Raw genomic sequence first — 12,776 nt, 5'->3', positions numbered from 1 at the left:
CGTTACGGTACGGCGCCGTGGTCATTCTGGCCGCCGTAGCCCATCTGGCGGGCTTCTGGTTTCATTCAGCGGGGGTTTACGAGGGTCCGGCAAATGTCCAGATCAGAAAATTCCCTGAGGATGTCGATTTCCTCTTCGTTGGAACGTTCGCTGCCAGCATCATCGGACTCAAATACGTAGTCTACGAGTTCACGGCGAGGGCCTTTGGGCGTAGCCGCGGATCCCGTGCCACCCGGGTCTGTTTCTATACCGGCTACGTGATTGCGTTGGCGATCGACATGGCGTCGCTATTCCTGTCGTCAGAACCCGTAGCGGATGCAGGCTTCGCCCTACTGGGCGCAGTCCTGAAGAGCCCACTCGTATTGATCGGGTCCATCGGCGCAATCGAAGCCGTTGCCTTCTGGAACTCCAGGCGTCTAACAACAGGTGCTACCCGCGCTCCAGGGCCGTAATCCCTGATTCCCAATGGATCCGGGTGATCCGTGCGAGACACCGAAAGGGCCGAAGCAGGCCCTAGGGCAGATCCGGCGGAATACTAATGAGGCGGTCATCGTCGGCGCCAGGCCTGCCGCGACCGTCGGTATTGCTGGTGAGGATCCATAGGGTGTTTTGGGGCCCGGGAATGACGTCCCGGATCCGACCGTATTCGCCGGCATAGAGTTCGGCCGACATGCTGGGGTCCTCGACCGGTACGGCACGCAATACCCGCCCGCGGAGGTTTGCGATGAAGATCGTCCCGTTGACATGGGTGATACCGCTGGGACTGGCCGTTTCCGGCGTCCACTGCTGCACGGGGTCGGTGAATGCCTCCGACTCCGCGATGCCTTCGACGATCGGCCATCCGTAATTCGATCCGGGCGTGATGACGTTCAGTTCATCCCAGGTGTTCTGCCCGAACTCGGCCGCGTAAAGCGTGCCGGCGTCGTCCCAGGTGAGTCCCTGCGGGTTCCGGTGGCCGTAGCTGTAGACGAGGGAGCCCGCGAAGGGGTTGTCGTCCGGGACACCTCCGTCCGTCTCCATCCGAAGGATCTTCCCGCCCAGGGACGACCGGTCCTGCGCGACATTCCGCTGCCCGGCGTCTCCGGTGGTGGCATACAGCATGCCGTCCGGCCCGAAGGCCAGGCGCCCGCCGTTGTGAATGCTCGCCGATGGGATGCCGCTGAGGAGGGTTTCGGCTTCGCCAAGTTCCAATGATCCGGGAGCCCCTGTGATGGGGAACCGTTGGATGCGGTTACCGTCGTCCGCTGTTGAGTACACGTAGAGCCGCCGCTCACCATCCACGGCCAGACCCAGCAGGCCCCCCTCCCCCGTGCCCGTGACACCCTCAATGGTCGCGGCGACGCGCTGGGTGCCATTGGCCGCGATCTCGAGGATCCGGGAGCTGTCACGCTCACTGACCAGCGCCACCCCGTCCACAAGAACGGCGGACCAGGGGGCGGCAAGACCGTCCGTGACGATCCGGGCAGCGGCCGAGCCGGTGGCCTGACCGGGCTCCGCCGCAGGCCCTGCGACGCCGGCAGGTGTGGGCGAGGCAGTGGACGGGGGCTGGACCGGCGACGTCGGCGCGGCAGGTTCGCCGGTAAGGGTTGGAGCGGGGCTGTCACCGGTGCCGGTGCAGGAGGTCAGGAGCACCGCCGTCGTAAGACAGAGGACGAGCCGGGTTGCCGTGTCCATGATCTTCATGCTGCTCCTGCTCCTCTGCCTGCCGGGTCGGTGATCAGATTGTGCCACTGAAGTCGGCAGGGAGCGGCCGGCCCCAGGGCTGGATACGGCTCAGTGCGGCCGCGCCCTACGAGCGCGCCGGCAGTACGCACAGCTCGTTACCCGACGGATCCGCGTAGATCCGCCACGGCAGGTCACCCCAGCCCGGGTGGAGTTCCCGGCCGCCGCGATTCGCGATGCCTGCCGCGACCGCCTCCGGGTCGTCCCCGGCCTCCAGCCGAAGATCGAGGTGCAGCCGGTTCTTTGCCGGTCCCTTGGGAAGCACTTCGGGGCACAGCTCAAGGATGGGTCCCCGCAGCGAAGGGTGGCGGAGGGACGTGCCGGGCCCCTGGGTCCAACCGGTCAGCCAGGACCAAAACTCCAGGTCGCGGTTCGGGTCGGCGGAGTCCAGCGGAAGCGCTGCAATCGGCCCGGTGCCGACGTACTCATCCCGGTCCTCCATAACGCAGCAGGGATTCCCCTCGGGGTCTGCAAGGACCACCCACGGCACGTCGCCCTGGCCGATGTCGAGGTGTCGTGCGCCCAGCGCGAGCAGCCGATCAACCTCTTCGTCCTGACGCGCTCCACCGACGAGGTCCAGGTGGAGCCGGGGAGTTTGATTGGAGTGAGGTTCGGTGACGCGCTGGAAGCACAGGTCGAGCACCGGTCCACCCTCGACCGCCAGCCGCGTCTCGAAAGCGTCAGAGTCGTCGGTGAGCCGCTCGCCACCGATCACTGCTTCCCAGAACCGGCCCAGGCGCTGCGGCTCGGCTGCGTCCATGACGATGTTCTCCAGATACATGATCCTCACGGTAAGCCCGCGATCGATAGTGCTCAAGTCATCACGCGACGCGGCCGACAAGCCTGCGGACAGTTCGGTTTAACACGGAAGGGCTGCTGGTGGCGTCAACCGGCCATCGCGTGCTCATTCTCAGGGTCGGCGAGCGCGGTCTGCGCACGGGCACGGGCACGGAGCGGCCGGTACTTCTCCGCGCATGTTCGAGCTCCGCCTTCCGGGGTGACGACGGCGCGCGGAGCCGAGTCTTGCGGTGAGGTTGGACCAGTTCACTGGAGCAATGTGAACCTCACGGCTTCCGCGCGATGATCGTGAACGTGCACGCCACGAGGTCGCGCTCGCCGTCCGGCCATGCGAATCCGCCGGGCACCTCGACCATGCGGGGAGAGAATCTCCACGGCAACATTGTGCCTTCGTCGACGCGAAGTATCCGAAGGCCCGTCCCGATAAGGGAGTTGATGATTTCGGACAAGGGATGCGCCCACTGGTATGTCCGCGGGTGGTCCACCTTGCCGTCCCCGGCATAGGTGGACGCGTCGTCCCAGGGCTGCGCTTGGCCGTTGCCGAAGTACGGGTAGCGGAGTTGCAACCCGTCGGCGTGCTCATCGATGGAGTAGAGGGCAGGGTGTCCATCCCTGATGTAAAACGATCCTCCATCCCGCAGGAGCCCTGCCACCTGGCTTGCCCACCGGTCCAGATCGGGAAACCAGTTAATGGTTCCAATGCTGGTGTACACAAGGTCGTAGTCACCGGCCACAGCCGCGCGGGCCTCGAGAACGTCGCTTTCGACCCAGGTCGCCTCGATGCCGAGCCGGTCCCCCAGATCGGCTGCGGATCGCAGGGCTGCCGGGGAGAAGTCCACGCCGGTGACCCGGGCGCCTGCCCTCGCCAACGAAAGCGTGTCGGTACCGATATGGCACTGCAGATGACACACGTCCAGGCCGGAGACCGTTCCACCCGGGAGGAAGGGTGCGAGCGCCGCCAGGTCCGTGCGGACGACGGAGGTCAGATGGTTGGGATCATCCAACTGCCGGATCCCGTATGCCTCTTCGTGCAGGGGCACCCGGTCTTCCCAGTTGGCACGGTTGCTTTCGCGTGCAACGGCCCAGTCGATCGCAATCCGACTCGTATTCATTTGGTGAGTCTATGCAGAGGACAGCCAAAACTTTGGCCTATTCGGTTCATCCTGCGCCCCTGACGGTTTCCCTCCTGCGCCCGCAGCCCCGCACCGGCCCGTACGGCGACTGACAATGCCCCTCTAGTGTGTTGTCATGAGCAATCATTTCCTCTTTTCGACGGCTGCCAGCAGGATCGACCGCGCCCGCGTCCACCGGTGGCTCAGCGAGCAGTCCTACTGGGCCACGGGCCGGTCCCGCCGGACCCAGGATGAGGCTATAGATGCATCCCGGAACTATGGGGTGTACGACGCCGAGACCGGGGAACAGGTCGCATACGCCCGTGTCATCACCGACGGCGTCACGTTCGCCTGGCTCTGCGACGTGTTTGTCGCGGCGGAAGTACGGGGACAAGGAATCGGCAAGATGCTGACGGCCGGCGTCGTGAATGATCTTGAAGCGCTGGGATTGAACCGGATCCTCTTGGCGACTGACGACGCTCACGAGCTCTACGCCCAGTTCGGCTTCACCGCGCCGGCCGACCCGGCCAGACTGATGGCCCGTACCCGCTAGCACTCGGCCCACGTGGAATGCCTAGGTCACGCCGCGTTCGTATAGGTCTCACTGGGTAGAAAGTGGCATTGCCTTGTCCATGGAATGCTGAGGCTGTGATCAGAGCCTTGACCCTTCCCGACGTCCTTCGCACCAACCATCGAACGTTCACGCTCCGGCGGGTTGCTGAGAGTGACCTCGGCGCGCTCATGTTTCTCCTCGCCGATGACTCGATCAGCGCGGCCCGGGGTGACCGGGCGGAGGAATTGGACACCGCGGCGTATCTTCCCGCGCTCAAGGAGTTGATGTCGGACTCCTCCAACGAGGTCCTCCTTGTCGTAGACGAGGTCGACGAGCCCGTCGCCACGATGCAGCTCACCCGCATTCCCGGCCTCTCCCGCCGCGGCGCGACCCGGCTTCTGGTGGAAGCTGTGCGTGTCTGCAGCGTCGAACGCTCCAGCGGCATTGGTTCGGCGATGATGCGCTGGGTCATCACTACAGCGGCAGCAACAACCGGGGCCGCACTCGTACAGCTCACTTCCGACCAGGCCCGCGAGGATGCCCACCGCTTCTACGAACGGCTCGGGTTCGTCGGAACCCACCGCGGATTCAAATTCCAGGTGGAATGACCCCGAGGGCCCGCCTTATTCTTAGCTCAACCACACAGCTCGGGCAGTAATAAGCTGCATTGTGCTGGAGTCTACGTCCTGCACAGGACCATCCTTGGAACATGAACACCACACCGAGCACCATCGCCGCGGACGTCATCGTGATCGGTTTCGGCAAGGGCGGGAAGACCGCTGCGTCGACGCTCGGGCATCTCGGCAGACGGGTTGTCCTCATCGAGCAGTCGCCCCTGATGTATGGCGGTACCTGCCCCAATGTCGGCTGCGTGCCCACCAAGGCGCTGGTCTACCACGCGCACAATCGTCGGGAAGAGGACTCCCCCGGAGATTGGTACCGCCGCTCGGTGACCACCGTGCACCAGCTCACCTCATCGTTCCGTGACATCAACTACGACGTGCTCGACGCCCATGACTCCCTGACGATCCTCACCGGCAAAGGAACATTCGTCGACCCGCACACCGTGAGCGTCGACGTCGACGGCCGCCACGTGACCGTCACGGGCGACACAATCCTGATCAATACCGGCTCGGAGCCGATCATTCCGGACATCAAGGGCATCCGGGACAGCGCCCATGTCATCACCAGCACCGACCTCATCCACCGGACGGACCTGCCGGCCCACCTCGTCATCATCGGGGGCGGATACCTGGGCCTTGAACTCGGCGCCGTCTACCGGACGTTCGGCTCCGAAGTGACGATCCTCGAAATGACATCCCAGATCCTCCGGCGTGAGGACGATGACGTCGCCCGGACCGCCATCAGCATCTTCGAGAACGAGGGCATCAACATCGTCACGAACGCCAACGTGCTCGAAATCCGAGACGGCGGAGACGGTGCGGTCGTCACCTACGAGAGCAACGGCGAGCAGTTCTCTGTCGAAGCGGACGCGGTCCTCCCCGCCACCGGCCGCGCACCGGCAACGAAGGGCCTCGGTCTTGAAGCCGCCGGCGTAAGCACCACGCCGCGGGGCGCCGTCGTCGTCGATGAGCACCTCCGCACAAGCCAGCGCCACATCTTCGCCCTGGGCGACGTCAACGGCGGCCCTCAGTTCACCTACGTCTCACTCGATGACGCCCGCATTGTGCTCGACCAGCTGATCGGCGAGGGAAAGCGCAGCACTGCAGACCGCCACTCCGTACCGCGCACGCTCTTCATTTCACCGCCGCTCGCGACGGTCGGCCTCACCGAGAGGGAAGCGCGGGCCGCCGGCCACCGCATCAAGGTGGGCAGCCAGAACGTGGGCGAGATTTTCGCCATGCCGCGGGCCTACATCGTCGAAGAGACGCGGGGGATCATGAAGTTCATCATCGACCTCGACACGGACCTGATTCTCGGCGCCGCCCTGCTTAGCGTCGACTCGCAGGAAATGATCAATGTGGTCTCCCTCGCGATGCGCAGCGGAACCACGGCGACACAGCTGCAGGATTCGATCTACACCCACCCAAGTTCCACCGAGGCCTTCAACGACGTGATCGGCGTCATCGTACGCAGCGACGCGCAGGCGAGTTCGGACGCCGAAGCGGCATAGGCATCTGGCGGGGCCCTTCTGGGCCCGCCCGCCCCACTCCGGTCGCTTTACTGAGCCTGATGGCCAGCTGGCACCCCGCGAAACCTTCCGCGGAAACTATCTGTATAATTGAACCTTTAGACAAGAAATCGTTGCGAGCCTGTCGCCGGAGGGAAGCCGGCTCAGCAGGATGCCCACGCCATAAAACGGCCATGGTGACGGCCGCCGCTTCAGAGCCGTCCTCAAGGTTGAAACCCGCCGTCCACGTCCAGCTGATTCCGCGCACCGACAGCCAACGCGGTGGCCAGGCGACCGACACCCATCCGAACACCCCACCCCGAACCTTCCCTCGTATCCCGTGAAAGGCCCACCCATGGCAGAAGTATCAGTCCACCAGCTCAATGAACTGCGAACTCTCATCTCCGGCCCGGTGCTTGCGCGCGGCGACGACGCCCTGGCCGCGGAGGTTGCCGCCTACAACGTGCTCGTCAAGCACGATCCGGACCTCGTCGTCGGGGCCGACTCCGAGGCCGACGTGGCGGCCGCCGTCCGCTTCGCCACGGAGAACTCCCTGCCCCTCACTGTCTTCGCGACTGGCCACGGATCCTACGTCGATGTGACGGAGGGGCTGATGCTGACGACCTCCCGGCTCGCGGGGGAGGTGGCTGTGGATGCCGATGCGCGGACAGCTACGGTCGCGGCCGGCCATCGCGTCAGTGACGTCGTTGCCGCCGCGGCCACGCACGGACTGGCTCCCGTCGTGGGATCGTCAACCGGCGTCGGAGCGATCGGCTACATCCTCGGCGGGGGCGTCGGGCCGCTCGCCCGGACCTTCGGGATGTCCTCCGACTGGGTCCGAGCCTTCCGTGTCATCACGGCCGAGGGTGACCTGGTCCACGCCGACGCCACGCACTCCCCCGACCTCTTTTGGGCGCTGCGGGGCGGTAAGGGCGGCCTCGGCGTGGTCACTGCTATGGAACTCGAACTCGTGCCTTTAAAAACCCTCTACGGCGGCTCGATGTTTTTCGCCCCCGAACATGTCGGAGCGGTGTTCACGGCGTGGCTTGAATGGACGCAGACCGTGCCGGAGGAACTCACGTCGTCCGCGGCCATTGTTCGGTTCCCGCCGCTTGAGTTCATTCCGGAACCGCTGCGAGGGAAGACAGCGCTGCACCTCCGGGTGGCGTATGTCGGCGCGGCGTCGGAGGGCCAGCGGCTGCTCGCCCCTCTGCGCGGCGTTGCACCGGCACTCATCGATGCTGTCAGCGACATGGCGGCCGCAGACATCGGCTCGATCCACAATGACCCGGATGACCCGATCCCCCTCTGGGACGGCAATGTCCAGCGGCTGCTGACCCACGCCGACGCCGGTTTCGCCGCGGCGCTCCTGGGTGCCGTTGGTCCCGATGTGGACGTCCCGGTGGTAGCGGCCGAGGTCCGCCATCTCGGCGGTGCCACCCGCCGCGACGTGCCCGAGGGCAGCGCTGTTGGCGGACGCAGCTCGGATTACTCGCTCCTGCTGGCCGGGCTTCCCGATCCGAGCCTGTTCGAATCGGTCCTGCCCCAGGCGATGGAGGGCATCACCAGTCGTCTCGCTCCATGGCTGTCGGACACAACCTTGATCAATTTTCAGGCGAAGCCTGCAGACGAGGCGGCCGTAAGCTCCTGGCCCGCCGACATCCGCGCCCGGCTCGCTGAGGTGGGCGCGGCCTACGATCCCCGTGGCATTTTTTCGCGCCACGTCGCAGCGGGCGGGTCCGGCGAAATGTAGTCTCCAGAGATGAGGAGCCCGAACGGACGGTCGAATGAGCGGAACTGGAATATCACCGGCCGCGAACTGACGACATGGCGCCTGCTTTTTCTGGTTTTCCCACCGCCGATAGCCCTGCTGGTCGACGCCGCCTTCGGTCCGGTACCGGCCGTGGTTGCGGGCACCTCGTTCTACCTGGGCATCATTTGGTTCGTGATCACCGTTCCGAGAAAGGACCAGGACACCCGCCAGGTGGAACCCGAGGATCATTAGTCAGCCGTGATCGGGGCGGCCCGGAGAGCCACCGAGCCCGTCTCCACGGAAGCACCGCGGAGCGCAGTCCATCAGCACCCCTTGGGCGTTGGGGCTTCGTCTAAGCTCACCTGATGAACGCCGACGCCACTCTGCTGCCTCCAGGCATTTGGGAGAAGCTCTGGGCTTCCTCGCCTTACTGGTTCTGCGGCGCTGTGCTTCTTCCCTGGACGATGCTTCGCGATCAGCTCGGCCCGTGGACCGCGGCGACGGTTGCCGTGGTGCCGGCAATGGCTGCGGCCCTGCTGGTGCGCCGGGCCGGGCGGAAACGCCGGCTGCGCCGCATCGAGGCCAATATTGCCCGGGGAGTCATCGAAGCGGTCGTTCGCTACCCCGACGAGGCAGGGATAGCTCCAAACAGCGGCTGGAGGGCGGGATACCTCGCCCTCCAGGACTCGGGGTTCCGGTTTCAGCAGTTGCGGGGACGGACCAGCGGACCGGTCGGCGCACCGCTGCAGATCCTGTCTCCAAGACCGCTAGGGGCACGGCCGCTCCGGCCGAGGGAGGCACCCGAACGTGGGCAGGGGTTCCAGGCGTTGGGTTTCGCCGTTGGGCAATGCCCTTTCGAAGTGGCCGGTGACCCGCTGTACCTGCGCGGTCTGGCTCTCCGTGGCGACGTGGACGCCGACGACGCCCCTCCGTGAACCCGCGCGCCGTCCCGGCCCGGTTGAAGTCGCCGATAAACCCGCCGATAAAGCTCAGCGGTGAAGTGTCTCAATAATGTCGACGGCAGCGGCCGGCCCGTCCTCCGCCGCCATGACGCGTGCCGCCCGTTGCACCGCTGGCCGGTACTCCCCAGCCTGGGACAGGGCCGCCTCAAGGCGCCCCGAGGTAAGAGCACGCTGTCGAATGGGTGAAGGGCCGAGTCCGCCCTTATGAACCCGGGCCCCCCAGAAGGGCTGGTCTGCGATGAACGGCACGATGACCGAAACGGTGCCGGCTGCCAGAGCTGCCTGAACGGTCCCGATCCCGCCGTGGTGCACGGCTGCCCGCGCCAGGGGCAGGACAACGTCATGGGCTACCGAATGCATCACGAGCACATCGTCACCGAGCACCTCAGGGGGGACGGACAGGCCGCCGAGACCGGTGGCAATAAGGGAACGCGCTCCGGTCCTGCGGATACCGCCCACCACCTCGCGGGCGCGGGCGACAGGATCCCCGGCAGCCATCGAACCGAAACCGGCATAGACGTATTCCCCGCCCGCCATGAACTCGGCCACATGGTCCGGGACCAGCCCGGCAGCGGGTGTGCGCCACGGTCCGGTGAGGTGAACGGTGGCCGGCCAGTCCGGAGGGCGCTGCAGGATCGCCGGGCTGATAGGCATAAGCGTTGCCGCTGGCGGCGCAATGCGGCCACCTCGAAAGCCTACGAGCTTCGCCACCTCGCCTAGATCCCGGCGGAACATGGCCGCGCCCCCGGCCACAGCCCGGTAGGTGAACCGGTTGAGCGGGCCCATGTTTCGACTGACGGTTCCCGCGGCGGGGAACGCGCGCGTCGGGGTCAGCACCGGCACCATTTCAACCCACACGAAGGGAATGCCCAGTGCCTCGGCAACCAGCGGCGCCGAGAGGATCTTCGGGTGCGCTACCAGCACGTCGGGGGAATATTCAAGAACCGCTCTCGCCGACTCGATCATGACGCGGCGGATGGCCGGGCGCACAACCGAACGGTACGAGCGAAGCGCGGCACCAAGGGAAACCCCCTGGTGCTCGATCCACCGGCTGTAATCGACGCCCAGACTGGCGGTATCGATGCCTGAGGTATCCACACCGGAATTGTCGGGAACCACAAGGCGCACCTCATGCCCTGCCCGCAGTGCCCTGCGGGCGAGCACTGCAAAAGGATCGACGTCGCCTCGCGTCCCCGCGGTCACCAGCAAAAGCCTCACTGCATCCCCTTGAAAATCCCTTGCCCACCCGGCATCGGAACGGGCTGAACGGCTGCAGCCTCTCGGCGCACCACCCGCCACTCAAGCATTCAGCTCCTCATCGTGGGACGGCAAGAATAAGCGGCCGAATGGAATCCTGTGGTGCCGATCCGCCCAAACAGCTAGGCGAAGGTTGAGCAACGACGCGGGTGAAGTCCCGAGCCACAGAACCGTAGCCTGCAGGGCAGGTCGGGGAGTTCAATGGGAAAAGGACCCTGGCCAAGGTGTCCTCGGACGGCGTGGAAGGGCGGCGCAATGCAGATGGATATGGAGACGGTGGCCAGGGCGTTCTCGGGCCACAAATTTGAGGATGCCATTCCCCGTCTGAATGATGACATCGACTGGGAGCTGGTCGGAGGCGAAGACGTCCACGGAAAGCCCGCAGTGGTGCGCATTTGTGAATCCCTCACCGAGGACCTCACGGACGTGCACACCGACTTCGAGCAGTTTAGGGTCATGGTCGCCGGTGAATCCGTCATCGTGGACAGCGTCGCCCGGTACGCCGGTGCTGATGGCAGCCTGAGCCGGGTGGCCTCATGCGATATCTACGACTTCGCCCAGGGGCGGGTGGCAAGAATCCGCTCCTACAATGTGGAGTTGGCCCCGGACGGCCCTGCCTGAGCGGCGCCCGGTCAGGAGGGCATGTCGGGGTGGATGCTGCGGGTTTCGCTGCGTTCCCTCCGGGAGCGCAGCCACGCCGGTGGGTAGAGTTTCGGGAGTACCTTCACGATGGCCAGTGCAGCGTACATGACCGTGTTGATGGCCACGAAGGTGGCCAGAACGGCGAACAGCTCGCTGTGCAGGATCGATTCCGGGAAGACAAGCCCGCTGGGAACGCGCAGTGAACTAATCACAATGCCGTCTCCTGTTCGTCCACTGCGCTGGTGTGTGGCACGTGCTTCCAGTCCGCGGCCCGGCCGAGCGAGATATCGATGATGCCCTTGACGTAGACGATATTGAGGAACATATCGAAGCAGAGTTCGGGCAGCAGCGTCGCGGCCAGCAGGCGGGCACGCCAGCCGCCCTTCCAGACCGTGCACACCCGTTCGACCATGAACAGGGCGCCAAGGCCCAGCCAGAACGGAAACCAGACCCACTCATCGAGGGAAAGCACCATGAGGACTCCGAGCAGCAGGTAGGAGCCAAGGGCAAGGACCCCGTACCCGATGCCGAGCTGTTGCACCCAGTACCGCAGGGTTTGCGGCGTTACGCCGTAGGCGCCGATGTTCTCAAGGGCCCCGCGCTGCCATCGCAGCCGCTGAGCCCACAGCATGGACCAGGTGGGCATGAGCTCGGTGACAACAGTGCATTGGTGCGGGGAAATGATCAGCGCGCCCAGAGACTTCAGGGCGATTGTCAGCTCATTGTCCTCGGTCAGGGCCGCCGTATCGTAGACGTCCCCGTTGGTGCCGGGGATCGAGACCCCCCTTTGCTCGGCGACGGTTCTCAATGCGGCAGGACGGAAGAGCGACGCCGTCCCGGTCAGCACGAACACCCGTCCGCGCCGGCGCCGGATTTGTCGGCTGTAGCGGATGTACTCATTGCGCTGGAACTGGCCCAGCAGTCCGTGTCCCAGCTCGCCGTAGAACAGGCCGCCGACCGCCATTAGGGCGCGGTCATCCGTGAAGCGCTGCACGGCTGCCGCAAGGAATCCGTCATCAATCCGGGTATCGGCGTCCATGACCATGACGACGTCGTTGGGGCCCTGGGCGGGAAGAATCCAGGTGAGCGCCTGATTCAGGGCACCGGCCTTTTTCCGGCTGTTGTTGACCGACTCGAACACCTCAACTCCGGCACGGCGGGCCAGTGCGATCGTGGCATCGGTGCAGTTATCTGCAACCACGATGATCCGCTCCGGGGGGTGGGACTGGGTCCGGAGCGAGGCGATGGTGGCCGGCAGCGAGGCCTCCTCATTGTGCGCCGGGATGAGCACGGTGACGCTGACCGGGCCGGAATAGGCCCCGCGCGTCGCGGCCATCACGATGCGCGGTGCCAGCGGGGTGCTGACCGGGTTAGCCGAACGCCGCGACCGCGTCGCGATGCGCTGTTCAAGCAGCGCGACGCCGGCCGCCAGGAGCACCGCCAGGGCCGTGGCGGTGGCCAGCACGCGAACCGGGGGCGTGTCCGTGTTGTACAGCACGCGCCACAACCCCAGGATGACGCCGCTGGCGGGACCTTCCACCCGGGACGGCCCCCCGATGGCCACCGCTGCCCACAACGAGGCCGCGGCTGCGGCCGCCAGCACGGCAATGACCAGGCCGACCGTCCGGTGGAAGCGGCCCCTCGCCGCCGGCCTGGAAGCGGTCCGGCCGGAGGACGTCCCCTCCCCCTGCGGTGCCGTAGTGGAGTCGGGGACCCGCCGCCGGCCGGGGTACGGTTTCGAAGTGCGGGGCGGCAGAATTTTCGTCGTGTCCACGGATTGTCAGCCGGCGCTCGGCCGGGCACCAGTACGGACAGGATTGAGCGCCTGAGCATTCATGAAATTGAG

The 12,776-nt window shown here is 65.7% G+C and carries 14 protein-coding genes; 8 read left to right on the top strand and 6 right to left on the bottom strand.

What is annotated here, in order from left to right:
- The first annotated feature begins 17 nt into the window (after window positions 1-17).
- Window positions 18-452, top strand: a complete 435-nt coding sequence (locus tag E2F48_RS02370; protein ID WP_133402385.1) for a hypothetical protein — start codon at window positions 18-20, stop codon at window positions 450-452.
- A gap of 61 nt (window positions 453-513) precedes the next feature.
- On the opposite strand, the gene E2F48_RS02365 is transcribed toward E2F48_RS02370, so the two are convergent.
- From E2F48_RS02365 to E2F48_RS02355, 3 genes are all read right to left on the bottom strand, one after another.
- Window positions 514-1,683 carry a PQQ-dependent sugar dehydrogenase gene (locus E2F48_RS02365; protein WP_246018482.1) on the bottom strand — a complete coding sequence of 390 codons (1,170 nt, stop codon included), beginning with the start codon at window positions 1,681-1,683 and terminating at the stop codon, window positions 514-516.
- Between the two features lie 106 nt (window positions 1,684-1,789).
- Window positions 1,790-2,539, bottom strand: a complete 750-nt coding sequence (locus tag E2F48_RS02360; RefSeq protein ID WP_342772571.1) for a VOC family protein — start codon at window positions 2,537-2,539, stop codon at window positions 1,790-1,792.
- Window positions 2,540-2,786: 247 nt separating this feature from the next.
- Window positions 2,787-3,632 (bottom strand): class I SAM-dependent methyltransferase, encoded by an 846-nt coding sequence (locus tag E2F48_RS02355; protein WP_133402384.1) that lies wholly within the window; start codon window positions 3,630-3,632, stop codon window positions 2,787-2,789.
- A gap of 136 nt (window positions 3,633-3,768) precedes the next feature.
- Here E2F48_RS02355 and E2F48_RS02350 point away from each other — a divergent pair, with 136 nt between their 5' ends.
- From E2F48_RS02350 to E2F48_RS02325, 6 genes are all read left to right on the top strand, one after another.
- Entirely contained in the window at window positions 3,769-4,185 is a 417-nt protein-coding gene (locus E2F48_RS02350; RefSeq protein WP_133402383.1) for a GNAT family N-acetyltransferase, read from the top strand.
- A 95-nt stretch (window positions 4,186-4,280) separates the two neighbouring features.
- Window positions 4,281-4,793: a GNAT family N-acetyltransferase gene (locus E2F48_RS02345; protein ID WP_246018481.1), complete on the top strand. Its 513-nt coding sequence runs from the start codon at window positions 4,281-4,283 to the stop codon at window positions 4,791-4,793.
- A 101-nt stretch (window positions 4,794-4,894) separates the two neighbouring features.
- Window positions 4,895-6,319, top strand: a complete 1,425-nt coding sequence (locus E2F48_RS02340) for a dihydrolipoyl dehydrogenase family protein (RefSeq protein WP_133402382.1) — start codon at window positions 4,895-4,897, stop codon at window positions 6,317-6,319.
- 352 nt (window positions 6,320-6,671) lie between these two features.
- Window positions 6,672-8,069, top strand: coding sequence for an FAD-binding oxidoreductase (locus tag E2F48_RS02335; protein ID WP_133402381.1), 1,398 nt, complete (start codon window positions 6,672-6,674; stop codon window positions 8,067-8,069).
- A 9-nt stretch (window positions 8,070-8,078) separates the two neighbouring features.
- Entirely contained in the window at window positions 8,079-8,321 is a 243-nt protein-coding gene (locus E2F48_RS02330) for a hypothetical protein (protein ID WP_133402380.1), read from the top strand.
- Window positions 8,322-8,434: 113 nt separating this feature from the next.
- Window positions 8,435-9,004: a hypothetical protein gene (locus tag E2F48_RS02325; protein ID WP_133402379.1), complete on the top strand. Its 570-nt coding sequence runs from the start codon at window positions 8,435-8,437 to the stop codon at window positions 9,002-9,004.
- 54 nt (window positions 9,005-9,058) lie between these two features.
- On the opposite strand, the gene E2F48_RS02320 is transcribed toward E2F48_RS02325, so the two are convergent.
- The gene (locus E2F48_RS02320; protein WP_165968666.1) at window positions 9,059-10,249 is read right to left on the bottom strand and encodes a glycosyltransferase; all 1,191 of its coding nucleotides are present in this window, start codon (window positions 10,247-10,249) and stop codon (window positions 9,059-9,061) included.
- A gap of 294 nt (window positions 10,250-10,543) precedes the next feature.
- On the opposite strand from E2F48_RS02320, the gene E2F48_RS02315 reads away from it, so the two are divergent.
- Complete coding sequence (locus E2F48_RS02315; RefSeq protein ID WP_165968665.1) at window positions 10,544-10,909, top strand: nuclear transport factor 2 family protein; 366 nt, start codon at window positions 10,544-10,546, stop codon at window positions 10,907-10,909.
- An 11-nt stretch (window positions 10,910-10,920) separates the two neighbouring features.
- Here the strand turns inward: E2F48_RS02315 and E2F48_RS02310 are convergent, their stop codons facing one another.
- Both E2F48_RS02310 and E2F48_RS02305 read right to left on the bottom strand, forming a co-directional pair.
- The gene (locus tag E2F48_RS02310) at window positions 10,921-11,142 is read right to left on the bottom strand and encodes a hypothetical protein (protein ID WP_246018480.1); all 222 of its coding nucleotides are present in this window, start codon (window positions 11,140-11,142) and stop codon (window positions 10,921-10,923) included.
- Window positions 11,139-12,704, bottom strand: a complete 1,566-nt coding sequence (locus E2F48_RS02305; protein WP_246018479.1) for a glycosyltransferase family 2 protein — start codon at window positions 12,702-12,704, stop codon at window positions 11,139-11,141. The genes E2F48_RS02310 and E2F48_RS02305 overlap by 4 nt, the downstream gene beginning before the upstream one ends.
- Between the last annotated feature and the right edge of the window lie 72 nt (window positions 12,705-12,776).

Origin of the sequence: Arthrobacter crusticola (assembly GCF_004357995.1) — a bacterium.
Taxonomy (GTDB): domain Bacteria; phylum Actinomycetota; class Actinomycetes; order Actinomycetales; family Micrococcaceae; genus Arthrobacter_D; species Arthrobacter_D crusticola.
The sequence above is the reverse complement of the archived record's forward strand: the minus strand, read 5'-3'. Positions and strand labels throughout refer to the sequence as shown.